Origin of the sequence: Paraburkholderia sp. MM5482-R2 (assembly GCF_050436125.1) — a bacterium.
Taxonomy (GTDB): Bacteria; Pseudomonadota; Gammaproteobacteria; order Burkholderiales; family Burkholderiaceae; genus Paraburkholderia; species Paraburkholderia tuberum.
Window position 1 is genome coordinate 3552350 of sequence record NZ_JBNDLP010000002.1, and the last position, 22592, is coordinate 3574941.

Sequence of the window (22592 nt, forward strand, 5' to 3'; positions counted from 1 at the left end):
TCAGCGCAACATGAACGACATCGCCGACAGACAGTTCAGCATCCGCACCGCATGCTCGGCCGACGCCGCACTGAAGCGCAACGTCACGCCATCGACGCGCGTAAGCGTCGGCCATTGGCAGAACAGATCGGCGAGCCCGCTCGTTTGCACGCGCAGTTCGCAGTCGATCGTTCGCGGCTCCGCGCGCGTCGCGGCAGGCGCGCGGCCCGCTTCGACATGCTGACGGAGCACGTCGCGCGCGGCGGCCCGCAGCGCCTCGCGCACGCTCGCGGGCGACTGCGTGACGCCGCTTGCTTGCCCGGTCGCGGTCTTCGTGACGACGAAACGCGCGCCGGGAAAACGCGGCGCGGTTTCCTCGGCGAACACGTCGTCACCCGATAAAAGCACCACACGCGCGCCATATTCTTCGGCGAGCGCACCGTACAGCCCCGCTTCGCCCAGCTCCACGCCGTTGAACGCCACGCGCGCGAACGCGAAGCTGTTGATCGTGTGCGCGAGGATGCCGCGCGCTTGCGCCTTCGCGTGATAGCCGAGCATGAAGACCAGCGCCGCACCGTATTCGAGCCCGGCCATCATGCCGAGCGTGCGCGGCTTGCCGAGCACGAGCTGGGCACGCGGATCGAGCAGATCGGGCAGCAGGTTGCGAAAGCCGCCGTGCGAATCATTGACCCACACGTCGGTCGCGCCGCCCGCGAACGCGCCTTCGACGGCCGCGTTGGCTTCGAGCGTCATCCAGCGTCGCGCGGCTTCGTATTCGCCGTTGCCCGCGCGGGTCTGCTCGGCATGGAACACGCCGGCGATGCCTTCGATGTCGGTGGAGATCAGGACTTTCATCGCGCGGAATTCCTCAGCAGGTGGGCAAGGTCCGGCACGCTGTCGCGCAGCGACAGCCGCCGATGACCGTCGCGACCGGTGACCGACTCGGCACTCCACAATGCATCGACGATCGCCTGCTCGACGCTATCGGCGCAGGCGCGAAACAGCGGGTCCATACAGTGATCCGCGACCAGCGGCGGCAGCGCGACGAAGTCCGCGCCGTGCGGCACCGTGTACGCGGTCGAAAACGCCAGCGCGATATCGCCGCTGCCGTGGCCGTACACCGAGCCGGTGCGCGCGAGACCGGCCGCCGCGCGCAACGACAGGCGTTTCAGCTGGCGCGCGTCGAGCGGCGCATCGGTCGCGACGATCATGATGATCGAGCCTTGCTCGGGTTGGTCGGGGGTCGCATTAGCAGCGGCACTGGCAGCATTCGCCGCCTCAGCGACGACCGCGCGTTCGGCCAGCATGCGGCCGAGCGGCGTGCCGTCGATCGTCAGCATCGGCAGACGGCCGAAGTTGGCAAGCACGAGCGCGCCAACGGTGTAGTCGCGGCCCGCCGCACTGAACACGCGCGACGCAGTGCCGATGCCGCCCTTCAGATCGAAACACGACATGCCGCGCCCCGCGCCGAGCGCACCGCTCGCGACATCGGCGCTTGCCGCGTCGAATGCTTCGTTGAAATGCTGTTCGGTCACGGCAAGCGCCTGAATGTCGTTCAGGTAGCCGTCGTTGCATTCGAACACGAGCGGATTGAGCGTCGACCATTCGCGGCCGATGCGCGGATTCGCGCGAATCGCCGCGCGGATCTGCGCCTGCGCGACCGTACCGACGCCGAAGGTGTTGGTCAGCGCGATCGGCGTCTCCAGCGTGCCGAGTTCGTCGAGCTGCACGAGCCCGACGCTCTTGCCGAAGCCGTTGATCACCGACGCGGCGGCCGGCACCTTGTCGACGAACGGATCGCCGCGATGCGGCCGGATCACGGTCACGCCGGTTTGCAGCGCGCCTTCGGCAAGCGTGCAATGACCGACGCTGACGCCGTCCACGTCGGCGATCGTGCCGAGCGCTCCGGCCGGCAACGTGCCGAGATGCGGCGCGCGCTCAGCCGAATGATGGTTGCTCATGCTCATGGCCGATCCAGCTTCGGATCGAGCGCATCGCGCAGACCGTCGCCGAGCAGATTGAACGCGAGCACGGTCAGGAAGATAGCGAGGCTCGGAAACAGCGCGATATGCGGCGCGGTCACCATATCGGCGCGAGCTTCGTTGAGCATCGCGCCCCACTCGGGCGTCGGCGGCTGCGCGCCCAAGCCGAGAAACGACAGGCTCGCCGCCGTGATGATCGACGTGCCGATGCGCATCGTCAGATACACGACGACCGACGAAATCGTGCCCGGCAGAATGTGCCGCGCCATGATCGTCCAGTCCGACGCGCCGATGCTGCGCGCCGCCTCGACATAGGTGAGCTGCTTGAGCATCAGCGTATTGCCGCGCACGAGCCGCGCGAACGCCGGAATGCTGAAGATCGCCACGGCGCAGATCACGTTGATCATGCCGTTGCCGAGAATTGCGACCACGCCGATCGCGAGCAGAATGCCGGGGAACGCGAACAGCACGTCGGCCACGCGCATCGTGATGCGATCCCACCAGCCCTCGTAGTAACCGGCAAGCAGACCGAAGAACGTGCCGATCACCGCGCCGATCGCAACGGACAGAAAGCCTGCCTCGAGCGAAATGCGCGAGCCGACGAGGATGCGGCTGAAGATATCGCGGCCCAGCGAATCGACGCCGAACCAGTGCGCGGCCGACGGCCCCGCGTTCAGCGCGTCGTAGTCGAAGAAGTTCTCGGGGTCGTACGGCACGATATGCGGCGCGATGATCGCGACCACGATCAGCAGCAGCACGAACACGCCGGCGGCCAGCGCGACATGCTGCTTGCGAAACTTGCGCCAGAACTCGCTCCACGGTGTGCGGATCGCGCGTTCGACGGCAGCGGGAGTGGCCGCATTCGGCCCGGTGGCAGTGGTGCTCATGCGGACCTCACTTGAAACGGATGGTCGGGTTGATCACCGCGTACAGCACGTCGACGATCAGGTTGATGATGATGAATTCGAGCGAGAACAACAGCACCTCGGCCTGAATGATCGGATAGTCGCGCATCGACACCGCATCGACGAGCAAACGGCCGAGGCCCGGCCAGTTGAACACCACTTCGACGACGATCGAGCCGCCGAGCAGAAAGCCGAACTGCAACCCCATCATCGTGACGACGGGAATCAGCGCGTTGCGCAGGCAGTGCTTGATGATCACGAGCCGCTCGGGCACGCCCTTCGCGCGCGCGGTGCGCACGAAGTCCTCGTGCAGCACCTCGACGAACGAGGCCCGCGTGAAGCGCGCCATCACGGCCGCGACCGCCGCGCCGAGCGTCAGCGACGGCAGCACGTAGCTGCGCCACGAACCGTCGCCGACGATCGGCAGCCAGCCGAGTTGCACCGAGAAAATCTGCATCAGCAGCATGCCGAGCGCGAACGCCGGAAACGAAATGCCCGACACCGCGAGCGTCATGCCCAGGCGGTCCGGCCAGCGGTTGCGCCACACCGCCGAGGCGATGCCGATTGCCATGCCGATCACGACCGCCCACACCATGCTCGCGATCGTCAGCCACAACGTCGGGAAGAAGCGTTCCGCAATCTCCTGGCTCACCGGCCGCTTGCTGCGCGTCGAAACGCCGAAGTCGCCATGCGCCATCCGCCAGAAGAAACGGACGAACTGCTGCGGCAGCGGCTTGTCGAGCCCGAGGTCGGAGCGCACGAGGGCCACGGTCGCCTCGTCCGCTTCGGGACCGGCGGCGAGCCGCGCCGGATCGCCCGGCAGCAGATGCACGAACAGGAACACCAGCACGGCGACGATGAAGAGCGTCGGCAGCAGGCCTAGCAGACGTTTGACGAGGAAGTTCAGCATGAAACCAGTCCGGCAAATGAGCGGCAATTGAGCGGCAAATCAGGCGGGCAACGAGGACTCGTGTGCGGCGGCGGGCTGGGTGAACCGCCGCCTGCGCATGCCGCCTCGTCAGCTCATCACTTGATCGCGATCTCGTCGAAGTTGAACGAGCCGTCCGGCGCGACGTAAGCGCCCGACAGACGCTTGCTGCGCGCATACACGACCTTCTCCTTGACGAGGAAGATCCACGGCGCGTCGGCCCAGATGCGCTTCTGCGCATCGGTGTAGAGCGCGGCCTTCTGCGTGCGGTCGGTCGTTTCGAGCGCCTGCTTCAGATCGTTGTCGACCGCGTCGTTCTTGTAGTACGACGTGTTGACCATCTTCGGCGGAATCGAGTAGCCCGCGAGCAGCGGGCTGATCGCCCAGTCCGCCTCGCCGGTCGACGACGACCAGCCCGCGTAGTACATCCGCACCGGCGCGGTCGCCGGGTCCTGCGCGCTTTCGACCTTGGCGACGCGCTGACCCGCTTCGAGCGCCTCGACGCTCGCCTTGATGCCGACCTGCGCGAGCTGCTGCTGCACGAACTGGATCACCTTCTGCGCGGTCGAGTAGTTATACGCGGACCACAGCGTCGTTTCGAAGCCGTTCGGATAGCCCGCTTCCTTCAGCAGTTCGCGCGCCTTCGCGGGATCGTACGGCCAGGGTCCGAGCTTGACCGCATAGTCGACGCCCTGCGGCACGACGCCGTCGGCCGGCGTCGCGTAACCGGCGAACGCGACCTTCGTCAGCGCTTCCTTGTTGACCGCGTAATTCAGCGCCTCACGCACCTTCGGGTTGTCGAACGGCTTCTGGTTCATGTTCATGCTGATGTAGCGCTCGATGATCGACGGCGCCGCGATCAGATCGACCTTCGGGCTCGACTGCAGTTGCGCGGCCTGCTCGAACGGCACCTGGAACGCGAAGTCCGCTTCGCCGGTGCGGATCAGCGCGGCACGCGTGTTGTTGTCGACGACCGGCTTCCAGTCGATCGCATCGATCTTCGGATAACCCTTCTTCCAGTAGCCGGCGAACTTCTTCACGGTCAGGTCGCCGGCCGGGTCCCACTTCACGAGTTCGAACGGGCCTGTGCCAACCGGATGAAACGCGATGTCCTTGCCGTACTTCTTCAGCGCGTCCGGCGAGATCATCACCGCAGACGGATGCGCGAGCACGTTGATGAACGCCGAGAACGGCGTTTTCAGCGTGACGCGCACCGTGTACGGATCGACCACTTCCGTTTTCTCGATGCGGCTGAACATGTTGTAGCGCTTCAGCTTGTTGGCCGGATCGGTCACGCGGTCGAAGTTCGCCTTCACGGCGGCCGCATTGAAGTCGGTGCCGTCCTGGAACTTCACGCCATGGCGCAGCTTGATCGTATAGACGCGCGCGTCGGGGCTCGCCTCATAGCTGTCGGCGAGCACGTTGACGAGCTTCATGTCCTTGTCGAAGCCGAACAGCCCCTGATAGAACGATTTCGCGACCGCCTGCGACAGCGTGTCGTTCGCGTCGTACGGATCGAGCGACGTGAAGGTCGACGCGACGGCCATCACGGCCGTCGTTTCGGCGTGCGCCAGATTGCCCGCGAGCGTCGCGAACACCACCGCGCCGCCGCTGACGAGCGCGCGCAAACGAAACGGAGAGGACGGGAACAGCAGGTTCATGAGATTGCTCCAGGCTGCGAGTTAAGGATGTGACAGGGCCGTTATGGTTGGCGTGGCTTCAATTGCTGATGTTTCTCTTGCTGTTGCTTCGATTGCTGATGCCTCGGGTCTCGCGCTGCAGGTCTTCCGCTTCAATGCGATGCGGCGCTTCGCTCAATAAGCGCCGCCGACGCGATGCTGCGCGACGAAATGATCCGGACCCACCGCGACGAGCGGCGCGACGACCGGCTCGTCGTGCAGCGCGCGGATCGGGCTCGGAATATCGTCGGCGGCGAGCATGCGTTGCGCGTGACGGCGCGCGGGATCGGCGACCGGCACCGCGCTCATCAGCTTCTTCGTGTACGGATGCTGGGGCGCCTCGAACACCGCGCGACGCGGACCGATCTCGACGATCTGGCCGAGATACATCACCGCGACGCGATGGCTGACCCGCTCGACCACCGCCATGTCGTGCGAAATGAACAGATACGCGACGCCGAGCTCGCGCTGCAGGTCGAGCATCAGATTGACGATCTGCGCCTGCACGGAGACGTCGAGCGCGGACACCGATTCGTCGGCGATCACGACCTTCGGATTCAGCGCGAGCGCGCGAGCAATCGCGATACGCTGACGCTGCCCGCCCGAAAACTCATGCGGATAGCGGCGCGCGGCCTCGGCCGGCAAACCGACTTTCTCGAGCAGCCATGCGACGCGCGCCTGCGCTTGTCCACCCTGCGCGACGCCATGCACGAGCAGCGGCTCCATGATCGAGAAGCCGACGGTCAAGCGCGGATTCAACGACGCGAACGGGTCCTGGAAAATAAACTGGATATCGCGGCGCAGCGCCTGCAACGCGGGCCCGGTCAGCGAGCTGATTTCCTTGCCAGCGAATTCGATCGAGCCACTCTGACTTTCGACGAGCCTCAGCAGCGAGCGGCCCGTGGTCGACTTGCCGCAGCCCGACTCGCCGACCAGCGCGAGCGTTTCGCCGGGCCGCAGATCGAAGCTGACTTTTTCGACCGCATGCACACGGCCCGTCATACGGCCGAACAGGCCGCTACGGACCGGAAAGCGCGTGACCAGATCGCGCACGCGCAGGATCGGCGGCGTGTCGTCGCGCACCAGCGGCTGCATTTCTTCGGCGACAGCCGCCGCCGGCTGCACCGCCGCATCGGTGCCGTTCGCACCGGCCTGCTCGACGCTCAGGATCGGAAAGCGCGCGGGCTGATCGGTGCCGTGCATCGAGCCGAGCCGCGGCACCGCCGCGAGCAGCGCCTTCGTGTACGGATGCGACGGCGCGGCGAACAGCGCGTCCGACGCGCCCTCCTCGACCTTCTCGCCGCGATACATGACGAGCACGCGGTCGGCCACTTCGGCGACCACGCCCATGTCGTGCGTGATGAAGATCACGCCCATGTTCATCTCGTCCTGCAAGCCGCGAATCAGTTGCAGGATCTGCGCCTGGATCGTCACGTCGAGCGCGGTGGTCGGTTCATCGGCGATCAGCAGCGCAGGCTTGCACGACAACGCCATCGCGATCATCACGCGCTGGCGCATGCCGCCCGACAGCTGATGCGGGTAACGCGCCGCGACGCGCCTTGCCTCGGGAATCCGCACGATCTCGAGCAGACGCAAGGTTTCGGCGCGCGCGGCCTCGCGGCTCTTGCCCTGGTGCAGCGCGATCGCCTCGCTGATCTGATCGCCGACCGTGAAGACCGGATTGAGCGAGGTCATCGGCTCCTGGAAGATCATCGCGATGTCGGCGCCGCGCACCGTGCGCATCGTGCCGGACGACGCCTTCGCGAGATCGAGCACGCTGCCGTCGCGCCCCCGGAATGCGATGCTGCCGCCGGCAAGACGGCCGCCGCCATGCTCGATCAGCCGCATCAGCGCCAGCGACGTGACCGACTTGCCGGAGCCCGATTCGCCGACGATCGCGAGCGTCTCGCCGCGCTCGACCGTGAACGACAGATTGCGCACCGCGTTGAAGGTCGAGTCGCCGCGGCGGAACGCGACCGTCAGATCGTCGACCGCGAGCACGCGCTGCGGCGGCAGGGTCTCGATAAGCGGGCTGGCGGTGTGCGAGGAAGTCGGCACGGTGGTTCCTTTGCTTTGAATTCGAACACGGCTAACGGGGTCTCAGGCAGGTGGCGACACGCGCCAGCGGCTAGCGATAGATCGCCGTCACCGGCGCTTCGCCGAGCCGCGCGAAACCGCGGTACATACCCTCGGTATTGAACGGCAGCGTGACGTTGCCCCGCGCGTCGACGGCGACGAGGCCGCCGCGTCCGTCGATCTTCGGCAAGCGGTTCATCACGACGTCGTGCGCGGCTTCTTCGAGCGAGACCTGGCGATAGGCCATCTGCGCGGCGACGTCGTAGGCGGCGACCATGCGCATGAACATTTCGCCCGCGCCGGTGGTCGATACCGCGCAGGTCGCGTCGTCCGCGTAGCAGCCCGCGCCGATCAGCGGCGTATCGCCGACGCGGCCCGCCTGCTTGTTGGTCACGCCGCCCGTCGAGGTCGCCGCGGCGAGATGCCCGTGGCGGTCGAGCGCGACTGCGCCGACGGTGCCGAACTTGCGATTCGGATCGATCGGCTCGTGCGGCGTCGGGTCGTCGCTGCTCGAAGCCGTGGACGCGAGCGTCGCGGCGTCGTGATCGAGCATCGGACGCTGCTGCTCACGGGCCAGTTGCCATTGGCGATAGCGCGCGTCGGTATCGAAGTAGCTGTTGTCGACGAACTCGAGCCCCTGCGCGGCCGCGAACGCTTCCGCGCCTTCACCGGTGAATAGCACGTGGTCGCTGCGCTCGAGCACGCGGCGCGCGCCAAGAATCGGATTGCGCACGCGCGTCACGCAACAGATCGCGCCCGCGTCGAGCGTGCGGCCGTCCATGATCGCGGCGTCGAGCTCGTGCGTGCCGGCCGCCGTGTAGACCGCGCCGTGGCCCGCATTGAAGAGCGCGCAGTCTTCGAGCAGCCGCACCGCTTCGCTGACCGCGTCGAGTGCGCTGCCGCCGTCGGCGAGCACGCGCTGGCCAGCGCTCAGCACCGCGTTGAGCGCCGCGTGATATCCGGTTTCGGCGCTGGCCGACATCGACGTGCGCAGGATCGTCCCTGCCCCGCCGTGAATGGCAATGACTGCGTTGGAGTTCATCGTTTGGATCGTGGAGTGCGGGTGGTTCGGGGAGTGCGGGGTGCTGTGATGGCTTTTGCTTCGGCATCCCTGGCTTTCGTGCTTCTGGCTTGGATACTGTCGGCCTTTGCGCCGTCGCTGTGTCTTAGCGTTGCAGCCCTCGCGCGCGCGGCTTTGCTCAGGGCGCGCGCCGGCTCCTGCGCGGCGCCGGCCGCGCCCGACTGCGGATCGAACAGCCACGGCAGCACGAACTCGCTGACCTCGGCGGCCGCCTTGACCGAGCGTTGCGCGCGATACGCGACCGCGTCGCACAACGCCTCGATGACCGCGAGCACGGCCGAATCGGCATTCGACGCGAGACGCCGGTCGGTGCGGACATACAGCGACAGGTCCGCGAACCGCACGAGCGGCGAGCGCGGACCGTCGGTGAGCGCGAGCACGCGTGCGCCGCGTTCGGAGGCGCGGCGCGCGAGCTCGATCGTGTCCTCGACATAGCGCGGAAACGCGATGCCGATCACGAGATCGCCCGGGCCCGAACCCACGAGGTGCCGCGCCGCATGCGACGGCCCGCCGCTCAGCGCCAGCGAATGCACGTTGTCGTGATACGGCAGCAGTCCGTGCTCCATCAGGCTCGCGAGAAACGCGCTGGCGCCGAAGCCGATCACGAATACGCGACGCGCGGCGATGATCGCGTCGACGGCGGCGTCGGCGGTCGCGCGATCGATCGACGTACGCGTTGCGTGCAGATTGTTGGCGGCCTGCTCGAGCGACGCGTCGATCAGATCGTCACCGGCCGCGAGCGTTTCCTGCGCGCTGCGCAGCCGCTCGACCGGCGCGAGCGTCGCCTCGAAGCCACGCACGAGCGCCTCGCGAAACTGCGGATAACCGTCGAAGCCGAGCGCGCGCGCAAAGCGATTCGCGCTCGCGACCGACGCGCCGACCACGCTCGCGAGCTCGTCGATACGCATCGTCGCCGCGCGGAACAGATGGGCCAGCACGTACTCGCCCATGCGCTGGTGGATCGGCGTGAGCGTCGGCATCGCGGCGGTGATGCGCGCGGCAATGGCCTGCTCGGCGGGGTTCGACACAGCGGACGGGTGATGGATCATGCGAACGGACAGGCGCGGTTGTTCTATGCGAATGGGATGAAATTATATTTACATGAAACACGCGCCGAAAAAAATTCATTTTCATTATTTCGAGGGTTTTCACCGACCGAAGGTCTTCAGACAATGGAGTTCAGCATCCACGCCATGCCGCACCCCGATGAAAATCCATTTTCATCGGGGCGATGGCTGGCTTCATCGCGTGCCGCGCTCCGCCGCTCAGCACGCCGCCGCGCTCTGTTCGGGAAGGCCCAGCAGCCGCGCCGCCGGCGACATCACGATGATCAACGCCTGCACGACGAACGCGAGCGACGCCGCGACCAGACACACGTCGATGCTCCAGCGCGCGCTGAGCGCGGCGCCGAGCAGCGCGCCCACCGGCCGCGCGCCGTAGGTGGCGGTGCTGATCAGCGCGGACACGCGGCCGATCATCCGTTCGGGCGTGATCGCCTGACGCAGCGTGGTCGAGCCGACGACCCACAGGATTGGTCCCGCGCCGAGCAGGAAGAAGCTCGCGAGCGCGAGCCAGAACGATGGGACGATCAGCGTCGCCACCATCACGAGCGACGCGAGCAGCCCGCACGACGGTCCGACGATCAGCAGACGGCCGAATGCGAGACGCCGCGCGACCGCGGGCGCGGCGAGCGCGCCGCAGACCATGCCGACCCCGTACGCGCCGAGCGTCACGCCGACCGCCGAGGCATTGAGCCCCAGCCGATGCACCGCGTAAGGCACATAGACCGCCTGCAGGATGAAGAAGCCGAGATTGAAGAACACGGCGGTCAGCAGCATCGGCAGCAGCAACGGATCGCGCAGCACGAAGCGCGTGCCGTCGCGCAGCTCCAGCATGAAGTGCCGCCGCGGCGCGGCCGCGCGCGGCGGCTCGCGCAATCCCGCCAGCAACGCGACCGCGAACGCCGACAACATCGCCGCGCCGCCATACGCCCAGCCCGCGCCGATCCAGCCGACCAGCACGCCGCCCAGCGCCGGCCCCGCCGAATACGCGACGCTGCGTGCGAGTTCGAGCCGGCCGTTCGCGCTCGCATAGGCGTCGCGCGGCACGATAGACGGCACCAGCGACGGCGCCGCAACGTTGTAGGCGACCGTACCCGTCGCGGCGACGAAGCCGAGCGCGGCGAGCAGCGGCAGGTTCAGCGCATGCGTGAGCACCAGCAGCAGCACGCACAGCATCGCGCAGACCCGCACGCTCTCGGCGAGCGTCATCAGCACGCGGCGCGAGCGGCGGTCGGCCCAGACGCCGAGCGGCATCGACAGCAACAGGAACGGCAGCGTCTGCGCGGTTTGCAGCAGACCGGTATCGCGCGCGTCGGCGCCGAGCGCGAACACCGCGACGAGCGGTGCGGCGGCGAGGCTGATCTGCTCCGCCGATTGCGCGCACAGGTTCGACCAGGCGAGGCGCTGGAATGGGCGGGGCAGACGTTGCGCATCGGACGGCGAAGACGACGAAGGGGAAGACGTGGCGGACATCGATGCACTCCCGAGGTTTGACGTGAGGCATTCATCGTCGGCGCTTGGGACTTGCGGGGCGCTCCGCTTCTTGCGGTGTTATTCTTCGCTCGCCATGAATCTCGAAAGCATTCTCTTTACTCAAGGTTTCGGTTCGCGCCGCCAATGCCGTGCGCTGATCGGCGAGGGCCGCGTCAGCGTCGACGGTGCGATTTGCACCGATGCCGACGCCGATTTCGCTGTTGATGGCGGCGCGTTGCGTTTTAGCGTCGACGGCGTCGAATGGCCGTATCGCGAGCATGCGTATCTGCTGCTGAACAAGCCCATCGGCTACGAATGCTCGCGCGATCCGCAGCATCATCTGAGCGTGTTCAGCCTGCTGCCGCCGCAGTTCGCCGAGCGCGGCGTGCAGTGTGTCGGCCGTCTCGATCAGGACACCACGGGCCTCCTGCTGCTCTCCGACGACGGCAAGTTCGTGCATCAGTTCACGTCGCCGAAACGCAAGGTGCCGAAGCTCTACGTCGCGACCACGCGCCATCCGCTCGACGACGCGCAGCTCGCCGCGCTGCGCGACGGCGTGCTGCTGCACGGCGAAACGAAACCCAGCGCCGCGCTCGACGCCCAGGCGCGCGACACTCACACACTCGAGCTCACCGTGCTCGAAGGCAAATACCACCAGGTCAAGCGGATGATCGCGGCCTCGGGCAACCGCTGCGAGGCGCTGCATCGCGAACGGATCGGTGGGCTCGCGCTTCCCGCGGCGCTCGCGCCCGGCGTATGGCAATGGCTCGACGCAGCGGGTCTTGCCGCGCTGCGGGCCGGGTAAACGACTAGCCGCAATGAGGGCCCGCCTAAGCCCTTGATGTGCCGGAGAAAGCCCGCGCGCATTGCGGTGCACCGAACATGGGCCGTTGCGTTGCAGCATGCCGTTGCTTACATGTCGCCCTATACTCGTCTAAACAAACGACTACAAAGGTTTCAAGGAGGGGCGCCATGCAAATCGACGGCACGATGGCGTTTTCGCACGCGATGATCTCGTTTATCTGCCTTGCGCTGCTGCTGGTCGGCGGATTGCTGGTCATCATGCGGCTGCGGCACAAGTACCATCCGAATCTGATCGGCGCATTGATCGGCGGCATGCTGTGCTTCCTGTTGCTGGAAGTGCTGCCTGCGCTGACCTGATGCCGGTTGGACCGCGCAGCTCGTGTTGCGCGGCGCATTGATGCGGTGCGGCGGATACGCTTTGCGGGGCAACTCCGCCCTCGCGAGGCGATATTTTGTTTCTGCTGCCGGCCTAGCCGCGTTTCCCGTTCGCCTCGCGCAAAAAATCCTCGACGCTCGGATAGCGCAGACGTACCCGCAATTCCTCCTTCAGACGCCGGTTCACGAGCCGGCGCGACTCGCGCATGAACGACAGCAGCAGCGGATCGATCTGCTGCTCCGCCTGCTCTCTCGTGATGCGCGGCGGGCGCGCGAGCCCGAACGCATCGGCGACCGCATCGAAATACTCCCCCATTTTCAGCGACGAATCGTCGGACGCGTGCAGTGCGCGCGCGGGCCGGCCATGCGTGGCGAGACGCACGAGGATCGCGGCGAGGTCGTCGGCGTGGATGTGATTCGTGTAGACGTCGTCGGCATCGACGAGCGCCGGCGTGCCTCTTTCGAGCCGCGCGAGCGGCAGACGGTTGCGCGCATAGATGCCCGGGATCCGCGCGATGCTCGTGGCGACGCTGCCGCGCGCCGTCGCGCGCCGCAACTGCCGCTCGGCCGACACGCGACGTTTGGCGCGCGCATTCGCGGGCCGCGGCGCGCGCGTTTCGTCGATCCACGCGCCGCCGCAATCGCCATAGACGCCCGTCGTGCTCGCGTAAACGATGCGCACCGGTGCGCGCGAAGCGCCGGTCCGGCGCACCCCGTCGGGTACAATATCGGGTGTTTCAGCGTCCAGACCTGAAGCGCGCGCCCGGCGCAACCGCGCGATCGGCGCGACGGACGACCTCGCCGCGCAAGCGTTCATGCGGCCCGCGGCACCTAACGTCGCAAGCAGCGCGCGAGTGCGTCGATCGTCGTCGCCGGACTTCTGCGGCGGCGCGAGATGCAGCACCGTCGGCGCGAGGCGCGCGAGCCGTTTGAGGCTGCCGCGCTCGTCGAGATCGCCGACGAGCGGCGTCGCGCCCGCGGCGCGCAACTCATCGCAGCGCGCGGCATGGCTCGTCAACGCGAAGATACGCGCGCGCGGCCGCAACAGGGGCACGCAGCGCATGCCGACGTCGCCGCATCCTACGATCAGCACGCGCGGCCGGCGGAAGTTTCGTGTCGCTTTCATGGTGGGCGCATTGTAGCGGTCACACTCAACAGGTACCGCGCGGTTGATCCGGCGGGTCCGATTACGATTCCGAATTTTCGATTCCGAACACTTTATGGCATTTAACGTCACGCTCCGGCAAACCGGCCGGCAGTTTCAGGTAGAACAGGACGAACCGGTGCTCTCCGCAGCGCTGCGTCAAGGCATCGGCCTGCCGTACGGCTGCAAGAACGGCGCGTGCGGTTCGTGCAAAGGCACGGTCGTGAGCGGCGAGGTCGAACAGCGCGCGCACTCGTCGTCGGCGCTGTCGAACGACGAAAAGACGCGCGGCATGGCGCTCCTGTGCTGCGCGAGCGCGTGCTCCGATCTCGAAGTCGACATCCGCGAAGTGGCCGGCGTCGGCGATGTGCAGGTCAAGAAGCTGCCGTGCCGCGTGAACGCGATCGAGCGCAAGGCCGACGACGTGATCGTCGTGAAGCTGCAACTGCCCGCCAACGAACGTCTGCAATATCTGGCCGGCCAGTACCTCGAATTCATCCTGAAGGACGGCAAGCGCCGCAGCTATTCGATGGCGAGCGCGCCGCACGTCGAAGGCCCGGTCGAGCTGCACATCCGCCACATGCCCGGCGGTGCGTTCACCGACCATGTGTTCAACACGATGAAGGAGCGCGACATCCTGCGCTTCGAAGCGCCGCTCGGCACGTTCTTCCTGCGCGAAGACTCGGACAAGCCGATCGTGCTGCTCGCGTCGGGCACCGGCTTCGCGCCGCTGAAGGCGATCGTCGAGCATGCGGTGTTCAAGAGCATGACGCGCCCCATGACGCTCTACTGGGGCGCGCGCCGCAAGAAAGACCTGTATCTGCTCGAACTCGCCGAGCAATGGGCGCGCGAGATTCCGAACTTCAAGTTCGTGCCGGTGCTCTCCGAGCCCGATGCGGGCGACGCATGGACGGGCCGCACGGGCTTCGTGCATCGGGCGGTGATCGAGGATCTGCCCGATCTGTCGGCCTACCAGGTGTATGCATGCGGCGCGCCGGTGATGGTCGAATCGGCGCTGCGCGACTTCACGCAGCATCACCAGTTGCCGGAAGACGAGTTCTACGCGGACTCGTTCACCAGCGCGGCCGATCTCGCGAACGCGGTCTGATTGCACGGCGGCAAATTCCCCCCGATGCAGCGCCAGTGCAAATTCATGGTTTACACCAGCGCTTTTCTTATCGTATTCTTTCGCGCATGAACCGTATCCAGTCCGAATTCCGACGTCGCCGCTCGCCGCTCCCTTAGGGACGCCGCTGGCTTCGTCACGGACTCGCGCCACACAAAACCTGGGCGCAAGCTGTTCGAATCATGAAAGCCACGGCATGCCGTGGCTTTTCTGTTTTTCCGGCCGCCGTTCTTATTGGCCAAACCGTCACCGTTTCTTCACCCTGCTCTTACCCTTTTGCCTGGAGCCTGCCGTCATGAATTTCAATGAGTATCCAATCGATTCGCTGATGTACATCACGAACCGACCTGAAATCGTTTTCACGCACGGCAAAGGCTCGTGGATTTACGACAACAACGGCAAGCGCTACCTGGATTTCATTCAGGGCTGGGCGGTCAATAGCCTCGGCCACTGCAACGACGGCATGATCGAAGCGCTGAACCAGCAGGCCAAGCTGCTGATCAACCCGTCGCCGGCGTTCTACAACGAGCCGATGGCGAAGCTCGCGGGCCTGCTCACGCAGCACAGCTGCTTCGACAAGGTGTTCTTCGCGAACAGCGGCGCCGAGGCGAACGAAGGCGCGATCAAGCTCGCGCGCAAGTGGGGCAGGAAGTTCAAGGACGGCGCGTTCGAGATCATCACGTTCGACCACAGCTTCCACGGCCGCACGCTCGCGACGATGTCGGCCAGCGGCAAGCCGGGCTGGGACACGATCTACGCGCCGCAGGTGCCGGGCTTCCCGAAGGCGGACCTGAACGACATCGCGTCGGTGGAAAAGCTGATCAACGCGAAGACCGTCGCGGTGATGCTCGAGCCGATCCAGGGCGAAGGCGGCGTGATCCCCGCAACCCGCGAGTTCATGCAGCAACTGCGCGAGCTGACGAAAAAACACAACATCTTGCTGATCGTCGACGAAGTGCAAAGCGGCTGTGGTCGCGCCGGCACGCTGTTCGCGTATCAGCTGTCGGGCATCGAGCCGGACATCATGACGCTCGGCAAAGGCATCGGCGGCGGCGTGCCGCTCGCGGCGCTGCTGTCGAAGGCGCAAATCGCCGTGTTCGAAGCGGGCGATCAGGGCGGCACCTACAACGGCAATCCGCTGATGACCGCGGTCGGCTACTCGGTGATCTCGCAGCTGACGGCGCCGGGCTTCCTCGAAGGCGTGCGCTCGCGCGGCGAATATCTGCGCACGAAGCTGCTCGAGCTGTCCGAGGAGCGCGGCTTCAAGGGCGAGCGCGGCGAGGGTCTGCTGCGCGCGCTGCTGCTCGGCAAGGACATCGGCAACCAGATTGTCGAGAAGGCGCGCGACATGCAACCCGACGGCGTGCTGCTGAACGCCGCGCGTCCGAACCTGCTGCGCTTCATGCCGGCGCTTAACGTGACGACCGCAGAAATCGACCAGATGCTGGCGATGCTGCGCTCGGTTCTCGACTCGCTGTAATCAACCACGGAGCGCACCAATGACGACGAACACGACGCTGTCGATCCGCCGCTTCGACGCGACCGATACCGAAGCCGTGATTGCGCTATGGCAGGACGTGTTTCCCGAGCATCGCGACGTGACGCGACCGCAGCGCAACCCGCGTCTGTCGATCGCCAACAAGCTCGCGACGCAACCGGAGCTGTTCTTCGTCGCGGTGCTCGATGGACGCATCGTCGGCACCGTAATGGGCGGCTATGATGGACACCGCGGCTGGTTGTATTCGCTCGCGGTCGACGCATCGCTGCGACGTCATGGCATCGGCACGCGGCTCGTCGCGCACGTCGAGAGCGAGTTGACGAAGCTTGGTTGTCCGAAGCTGAACCTGCAGGTACTGTCGTCGGCAACGGCTGAAATACGGGCGTTCTACGATGCGCTCGGGTATCGCGCCGATGCGGTGATCAGCCTCGGCAAGCGGCTCGGCCAATACGCCGACGCGGCCCCGGCCAGTTGATTCGCGTCGTACGCCTGATTAAAGAAAGCCGCATGCGTTGCTTGACGCATGCGGCTTTTTCAATGGTTCTCCCGCAAGCAGCGCACATATCGGCGGATTCGGACAAATAGCAGATGGCGAGCAGTCGGATTGCCTAAAATCGTTTACGCACGAGACGACGCCGGCGCTGGAAAGACAGGTTTGCGGCGAATCGCGACCCTTCCCCCCCGGGGGCGGCTCATGCGTCTGAGTCCCAACGCGTTGGAATCCTAAGGGGAATCTTCATGGCGACTTATGTGGTGCTCCTGCAATTTACGGATCAGGGTATCCGCACGATCAAGAACAGTGCAGAGCGAGCCGGGCAGGCGGCGGAAATGGCGAAATCTTTTGGCTGCGAGATGAAGCAGATCTACTGGACGTTAGGGGCATACGACGTTGTCTCGGTCGTCGAAGCGGCAGACGAGCAGAGCTTCCTCGCCTTCGGCTTCGCACTCGGCTCGGCCGGCAATGTCCGCTCGCAAACGCTGCGTGCGTTCACAAAAGACGAAATCAGTTCGGTTATCGGGCGACTCCCTTAATTCACGTCCCAACCAGAAAAATAAAACGCGCCCCGCGACATTGCATCGCGGGGCGCGTTGCAAGCCGGACGTATGCGCAAAGGGCATACGTCCAACTATTCGCCCACTCATTCGCCCACTCATTCGCCCAAATACGCGGCCCGAACCTTCGGATCGTCGAGCATCTGCTTCGCATCGCCCGACATCGTGATCAAACCGGAGTCCATCACGTAGCCGCGATTCGCCGCCTGCAGCGCGAGCCGCGCGTTCTGCTCGACGAGCAGCACGGTCATGCCTTCAGAGGAAATCAGGCGCACCACTTCGAAGATCTTCTCGACCATGATCGGCGACAGACCCATCGACGGTTCGTCGAGCAGCAGCAGTTTGGGCCGCGAGATGATCGCGCGTGCCATCGCGAGCATCTGCTGCTCGCCGCCCGACAGCGTGCCCGCGTATTGCGATGCACGCTCCTTCAGACGCGGAAAGAAGCCGAACATGCGCTCGACGTCCGACTTGATGGCGTCGGTATCGTTGCGCAGATACGCACCCATCTGCATGTTCTCGACGATCGACATGCGCGCGAAAATGCCGCGCCCTTCCGGCACCATCGCGAGACCGCGCTTCAGAAGCTCGTGCGCCGGCAACCCCTTGATCGACTGCCCCATGTACTCGATGTCGCCGGCCGCATACGCCTTCAGGCCGGTGATCGCCTTCATCGTCGTGGTTTTGCCCGCGCCGTTCGCGCCGATCAGCGTGACGAGTTCGCCCTGCCCGACCTCGAGGTCGACACCCTTGACCGCCTGGATGCCACCGTAGTTGACCTGCAGGCCCTTGATTTTCAACATTGCTTGCGTCGTGGACATCAGTGGACCCCCGCACCCAGATAAGCTTCGATCACCTTCGCATCCTTCTGCACGTCCTGCGGCAGACCTTGCGCAATCACCTTGCCGTAGTCGAGCACCGTCATCTGATTGCACAGACCCATCACGAGCTTCACGTCGTGTTCGATCAGCAGAATCGTCTTGCCGTCCGCACGGATCTTGTCGAGCAGCCTGGTCAGCTCGACCTTCTCGGTGGCGTTCATGCCGGCCGCCGGTTCGTCGAGCGCGAGCAGCTTCGGATCGGTCGCCAGCGCACGCGCGATTTCGAGCCGCCGCTGGTGGCCATACGACAGGTTGCGCGACGTATAGTCCGCGTACTGCGTAATGCCGACGTAGTCGAGCAGTTCGAGCGCGCGCTCCTTGATCTCGCGCTCTTCCTGGCGTTCGGCCGGCGTCTGGAACACCGCGCCGAGCAGACCGTGCTTCGTGCGCACATGACGGCCGACCATCACGTTTTCGAGCGCGGTCATGCCGCCGAACAGACGGATGTTCTGGAACGTGCGCGCAATGCCCGCCTTCGCGACCTGATAGACCGCGGTCGGCGTGTAGCTCTCGCCGTCGAGCTTGAACTCGCCTGAATCCGGCGTGTACAGACCCGTGATCACATTGAAGAAGGTGGTCTTGCCGGCGCCGTTCGGGCCGATCAGGCCGTAGATCTCGCCCGCGCGGATCTGCAGGCCGACCTCGGAAAGCGCCTGAAGGCCGCCGAAGCGCTTGTTGACGCCCTTCACCGACAGCCGGGTCGTCGCGTTGTTGCTTACGTTATCGCTCATGTCTTTTTCTCCACCGGACCTTATGCGCGCACCGGCTTCTTGCCGCCACGCTTCGCCAGCTTCGCAATCCTGTCTTCGTGCTTCGGCGCGGGCCACAGGCCTTCCGAGCGGTACAGCATGATCACGACCATCGCGAGGCCGTACAGCAACTGACGGATCACTTCGGTATCGACGATTTCATGGCCGAAGATCATGTTCTGCAGCGGACCCATCGTCGAGCGCAGGAACTCGGGGAACACCGCGAGCAGCACCGCGCCGAGGATCACGCCCGGAATGTGGCCCATGCCGCCGAGCACCACGCAGGCGAGCACCACGACCGATTCCCAGAACGTGAACGATTCCGGCGACACGAAACCCTGGAACGAGCCGAACATGGCGCCCGACAGGCCGCCGAACGACGCGCCCATCGCGAACGCAAGCAGCTTCACGTTACGGGTATTGATGCCCATCGCCTTGGCGGCGATTTCGTCTTCGCGGATCGCGGCCCACGCGCGGCCGATCCGCGAATGCTGCAGACGTGTACAGGTCCAGATCACGAACAGCGCGCACAGCACGAACAGGTAGTAGTACAGGTACACCGACGGAAACTGCATGCCGAACAGCGAGTGTGTCTGCGCGAGGCTGAAGCCGCCGACGGACACCGGATCGATCCCGGTGATCCCCTTCGGGCCGTTGGTGATGTTCACCGGACGGTCGAGGTTGTTCATGAAGATCCGCACGATTTCCCCGAAGCCGAGGGTCACGATCGCGAGGTAGTCGCCACGCAGACGCAGTGTCGGCGCACCGAGCAGAATCCCGAACATCGCGGCGAGCGCCATCGCGATCGGCGCGATGATCCAGATCGGCACGTGGATGCCGTTCGGCGCGAGATGCGCGATCCACTCGAATTGCGTCGCGAGGTGCGGTGAGCTCAGCAGCGCGGCCGTGTAGGCGCCGATCGCGTAGAACGCGATGTAGCCCAGGTCCAGCAGGCCGGCAAAGCCGACCACCACGTTCAGGCCCAGCGCGAGCATCACGTACAGCATCGCGAAGTCGAGCACGCGGACCCAGTAGTTGCCGCCCGCGGCGCCGATGACCATCGGCGCGGCGATCACGAAGATCGCCGTGAGAATACCGATAGTCAGCGTCTTCGTGCGGTTCTTTTCGGGGATGAGCGTCGTGGACGGCTCGATCGGTTGAATTGAGGTCATGATTGTTGACTCCTTGTGGCCCGGGATCAGGCGCGATCCGCGACACGTTCGCCGAGCAGACCCGACGGACGGAACACCAGCACGACGATCAGCACGATGAACGCGAACACGTCCTGGTAGTTACTGCCGAACACGCCGCCCGTGAGGTCGCCGATATAGCCGGCACCCAACTGCTCGATCAGGCCGAGGAGCACGCCGCCGACCATCGCGCCGCCGAGATTGCCGATACCGCCGAGCACCGCCGCGGTAAAGGCCTTCAGGCCAGGGATGAAGCCCATGTAGAAGTGCGCGTTGCCGTATTCGGACGCGATCATCACGCCGGCGAGCGCAGCCAGCGCCGAGCCGATCATGAAGGTCGCCGAAATCACGAAGTTCGGGTTCACACCCATCAGACTCGCGACGTTCGGGTTCTCGGCGATCGCGCGCATCGCACGGCCGAGCCTGGTCTTGTGCACGAGCAGCAGGAGGCCGCCCATCACGAGGAACGCCGCCACGATGATCACGATTTCAGTCATCGAGATCACGGCGCCGGGCGTCGTGTCGGTGGCCTTGATCACGTTGAGCGGGTCGGTGGGCAACAACTGCGGGAACGGCAGCGGATTGCGCGACCAGATCATCATCGCGAGCGTCTGCAGCAGAATCGATACACCGATCGCGGTGATCAGCGGCGCGAGACGCGGCGCACGCCGCAACGGCCGGTAGGCGACCCGCTCGATCGTGTAGCCGACCACCGCGCAGACCGCCGCCGCGATGATCAACGCGATCACGAGCGTCAGCACATTGCCGAGGCCCGGGAAGTGGTTCTGCAGCACACCTATGGCGGAGAGCGCAACCATCGCGCCCACCATCAACACGTCGCCGTGGGCGAAGTTGATGATGCCCAGAATGCCGTAAACCATCGTATAGCCCAGTGCGATGATGGCGTAGACACTGCCAAGTACCAGTCCATTGATGATCTGCTGGATGAAGATATCCATTTAATGCTCCTTAGCCCGTGCGACTGGATTCGCGTTTTTCATCTGCCGGTGGGCGGTGATGCGCTACGAATCTCAACGGCACTGCGGGTACTGATGTAAAAGACCGGTAAGGGTTATCCGCTGCCGGCTGGCCCTGACGACCGTGATGCGGTCGCGAGCTCACCTTGGGCGGATGCAAAAACGGCACCGTTGGATGGTGTCGGTGCCGTCAGGCCGAACTTCCCGTCATCACATCTTTACGACGTCGAGCACTGCTTTCTTGCCGTCCTTGAAGTCGTAAAGCGTAATGGCGCCCTCTTTCAAATCACCCTTGTCGTCGAACGCGATGTGGCCGATTACCCCGTTGTAATCGGTCGAAGGCATCGCAGCCAGCACCTTGGGCGCCTCGATAGAATTAGCGCGCTTCATTGCATCGACGATCACGTACACAGCGTCATACGTGAACGGCGCGTAAATCTGCACCGGCGTGTGGAAGCGGTCCTCGTACTTCTTTTCGAAGTCCGCTCCATTGGTCATTTTCGAAAGCGCGAGTCCTGCTTCCGAACAGACCAGGTTTTGCACGGCGGTACCCGCCAGCTCACCTACCTTGTCGGTACACACACCGTCGCCGCCAAGGATTTTTGCCCTGATACCGAGCGCCGCCGCCTGCTTCGTAAACGGCCCGCCCGTCGCGTCCATGCCGCCGAACATGATGGCGTCCGGCTGAACACTCTTGATCTTCGTGAGAATGGCCCGGAAGTCCGTGGCCTTGTCGCTCGTCGCCTCCCGCGCGACGATCTTCGCGCCGCTCGCCTCGGCGGTCTTCGTGAACTCGTCCGCGAGACCTTTGCCGTAGGCGGTCGCATCGTCCACGACCGCGATGCGTTTGGCGCCCAGCGCCTTCGTCGCGTAATTGGCGAGCGCCGGACCCTGCTGCGCGTCGGTCGCGACCACCCGATAGGTCGTCTTGAACCCTTGCTGCGTATAGGCCGGATTCGTCGACGACGGCGAGATCTCGACGATGCTCGCGTCGCTATAGATCTTCGACGCCGGAATCGAGACCCCGGAGTTCAGGTGTCCGATCACCGCGACCACGTGATCGTCGACCAGCTTCTGCGCGACGGCGGTGCCGGTTTTCGGGTCCGCCGCATCGTCCTGCGCGTCGAGTTGCAGCTGGATCTTGCGACCGTCGATCGTCAAACCCTGCGCATTGATTTCTTCGACCGCGAGGCGCGCCCCATTTTCGTTGTCCTTGCCCAGGTGCGCGATGCCGCCCGTCAACGGAGCCGCATGACCGATCTTCACGATAGTCGCTTCGCTCGCGGCGGCAACCGCCGCGGCCGAGGCCGCCGATGCGCCCGTTCCCGCTTCGCCATCCTGTTTCTTGCCGCACGCGGTCAGCATCGCAACCGTGGCCGCGATGGACACGGCGTAAGCAAATTTGACTCGCATCAAGTAAGGTCTCCTGCGCCTTGCGAAATCCACTGTCCAGGACCTCAAGGCCTTGAGAACGCGCGCATTGTAACTCCAATTATGCGGGTGGCAATATTGTTGAACCGGTGGGGTTTTCCTGCATTGCAACCTGATTTTGAGAGCAAAATCCGTTAAAAGGCGCAACCTGGTTGCGATCCGTTTTCGTGCACCAGTTGCACCGGCGCCGAACCCGCTGG

Annotated in this window: 21 protein-coding genes; 6 read left to right on the plus strand and 15 right to left on the minus strand. The window is 65.1% G+C overall.

Features of this window, described 5'->3' with window-relative positions; genetic code table 11:
- The 9 genes from OKW37_RS19230 to OKW37_RS19270 all read right to left on the minus strand — a co-directional run bounded on the left by OKW37_RS19230 (position 1) and on the right by OKW37_RS19270 (position 11164).
- On the minus strand, positions 1-834 hold the full coding sequence (locus OKW37_RS19230) for a M55 family metallopeptidase (protein WP_429404690.1): 834 nt from the start codon (positions 832-834) through the stop codon (positions 1-3).
- On the minus strand, positions 831-1946 hold the full coding sequence (locus tag OKW37_RS19235) for a P1 family peptidase (RefSeq protein ID WP_429404688.1): 1116 nt from the start codon (positions 1944-1946) through the stop codon (positions 831-833). Before OKW37_RS19235 ends, OKW37_RS19230 begins: the two co-directional genes overlap by 4 nt.
- Positions 1943-2848 (minus strand): glutathione ABC transporter permease GsiD, encoded by a 906-nt coding sequence (gene gsiD / locus OKW37_RS19240; RefSeq protein ID WP_090801535.1) that lies wholly within the window; start codon positions 2846-2848, stop codon positions 1943-1945. Before gsiD ends, OKW37_RS19235 begins: the two co-directional genes overlap by 4 nt.
- A 7-nt stretch (positions 2849-2855) precedes the next feature.
- Positions 2856-3776, minus strand: a complete 921-nt coding sequence (gene gsiC / locus OKW37_RS19245; protein WP_090801536.1) for a glutathione ABC transporter permease GsiC — start codon at positions 3774-3776, stop codon at positions 2856-2858.
- Between the two features lie 116 nt (positions 3777-3892).
- Positions 3893-5455, minus strand: a complete 1563-nt coding sequence (gene gsiB / locus OKW37_RS19250; RefSeq protein ID WP_090801538.1) for a glutathione ABC transporter substrate-binding protein GsiB — start codon at positions 5453-5455, stop codon at positions 3893-3895.
- Between the two features lie 153 nt (positions 5456-5608).
- On the minus strand, positions 5609-7531 hold the full coding sequence (locus tag OKW37_RS19255; RefSeq protein ID WP_429404686.1) for a dipeptide ABC transporter ATP-binding protein: 1923 nt from the start codon (positions 7529-7531) through the stop codon (positions 5609-5611).
- Positions 7532-7601: 70 nt separating this feature from the next.
- A complete protein-coding gene (locus tag OKW37_RS19260; RefSeq protein ID WP_429404684.1) occupies positions 7602-8591 on the minus strand; it encodes an isoaspartyl peptidase/L-asparaginase family protein in 990 nt (329 codons plus the stop codon).
- Complete coding sequence (locus OKW37_RS19265; RefSeq protein WP_429404682.1) at positions 8588-9679, minus strand: MurR/RpiR family transcriptional regulator; 1092 nt, start codon at positions 9677-9679, stop codon at positions 8588-8590. The genes OKW37_RS19260 and OKW37_RS19265 overlap by 4 nt, the downstream gene beginning before the upstream one ends.
- 216 nt (positions 9680-9895) lie before the next feature.
- On the minus strand, positions 9896-11164 hold the full coding sequence (locus OKW37_RS19270; protein ID WP_429404680.1) for an MFS transporter: 1269 nt from the start codon (positions 11162-11164) through the stop codon (positions 9896-9898).
- A gap of 94 nt (positions 11165-11258) precedes the next feature.
- On the opposite strand from OKW37_RS19270, the gene OKW37_RS19275 reads away from it, so the two are divergent.
- The gene (locus OKW37_RS19275) at positions 11259-11969 is read left to right on the plus strand and encodes a pseudouridine synthase (protein ID WP_429404678.1); all 711 of its coding nucleotides are present in this window, start codon (positions 11259-11261) and stop codon (positions 11967-11969) included.
- Between the two features lie 167 nt (positions 11970-12136).
- Complete coding sequence (locus OKW37_RS19280; RefSeq protein WP_090801547.1) at positions 12137-12325, plus strand: hypothetical protein; 189 nt, start codon at positions 12137-12139, stop codon at positions 12323-12325.
- Between the two features lie 112 nt (positions 12326-12437).
- On the opposite strand, the gene OKW37_RS19285 is transcribed toward OKW37_RS19280, so the two are convergent.
- Positions 12438-13469 (minus strand): SDR family NAD(P)-dependent oxidoreductase, encoded by a 1032-nt coding sequence (locus OKW37_RS19285; protein ID WP_429404676.1) that lies wholly within the window; start codon positions 13467-13469, stop codon positions 12438-12440.
- 94 nt (positions 13470-13563) lie between these two features.
- Here OKW37_RS19285 and OKW37_RS19290 point away from each other — a divergent pair, with 94 nt between their 5' ends.
- The 4 genes from OKW37_RS19290 (at position 13564) to OKW37_RS19305 (ending at position 17143) form a co-directional block, all read left to right on the plus strand.
- Positions 13564-14595 carry a CDP-6-deoxy-delta-3,4-glucoseen reductase gene (locus OKW37_RS19290; RefSeq protein WP_184058155.1) on the plus strand — a complete coding sequence of 344 codons (1032 nt, stop codon included), beginning with the start codon at positions 13564-13566 and terminating at the stop codon, positions 14593-14595.
- 313 nt (positions 14596-14908) lie between these two features.
- Entirely contained in the window at positions 14909-16093 is a 1185-nt protein-coding gene (locus OKW37_RS19295; RefSeq protein ID WP_429404674.1) for an acetylornithine transaminase, read from the plus strand.
- A 19-nt stretch (positions 16094-16112) separates the two neighbouring features.
- On the plus strand, positions 16113-16586 hold the full coding sequence (locus tag OKW37_RS19300; RefSeq protein WP_429404672.1) for a GNAT family acetyltransferase: 474 nt from the start codon (positions 16113-16115) through the stop codon (positions 16584-16586).
- A 263-nt stretch (positions 16587-16849) separates the two neighbouring features.
- On the plus strand, positions 16850-17143 hold the full coding sequence (locus OKW37_RS19305; RefSeq protein ID WP_018421572.1) for a GYD domain-containing protein: 294 nt from the start codon (positions 16850-16852) through the stop codon (positions 17141-17143).
- A 119-nt stretch (positions 17144-17262) separates the two neighbouring features.
- On the opposite strand, the gene OKW37_RS19310 is transcribed toward OKW37_RS19305, so the two are convergent.
- From OKW37_RS19310 to OKW37_RS19330, 5 genes are all read right to left on the minus strand, one after another.
- A complete protein-coding gene (locus OKW37_RS19310) occupies positions 17263-17967 on the minus strand; it encodes an ABC transporter ATP-binding protein (protein ID WP_409259243.1) in 705 nt (234 codons plus the stop codon).
- A 17-nt stretch (positions 17968-17984) separates the two neighbouring features.
- Positions 17985-18776, minus strand: a complete 792-nt coding sequence (locus OKW37_RS19315) for an ABC transporter ATP-binding protein (RefSeq protein ID WP_184023151.1) — start codon at positions 18774-18776, stop codon at positions 17985-17987.
- Positions 18777-18796: 20 nt separating this feature from the next.
- A complete protein-coding gene (locus tag OKW37_RS19320; RefSeq protein WP_429404670.1) occupies positions 18797-19966 on the minus strand; it encodes an ABC transporter permease subunit in 1170 nt (389 codons plus the stop codon).
- A 26-nt stretch (positions 19967-19992) separates the two neighbouring features.
- Entirely contained in the window at positions 19993-20943 is a 951-nt protein-coding gene (locus OKW37_RS19325; protein WP_184051600.1) for a branched-chain amino acid ABC transporter permease, read from the minus strand.
- Between the two features lie 228 nt (positions 20944-21171).
- The gene (locus OKW37_RS19330; protein ID WP_184058165.1) at positions 21172-22374 is read right to left on the minus strand and encodes a branched-chain amino acid ABC transporter substrate-binding protein; all 1203 of its coding nucleotides are present in this window, start codon (positions 22372-22374) and stop codon (positions 21172-21174) included.
- Between the last annotated feature and the right edge of the window lie 218 nt (positions 22375-22592).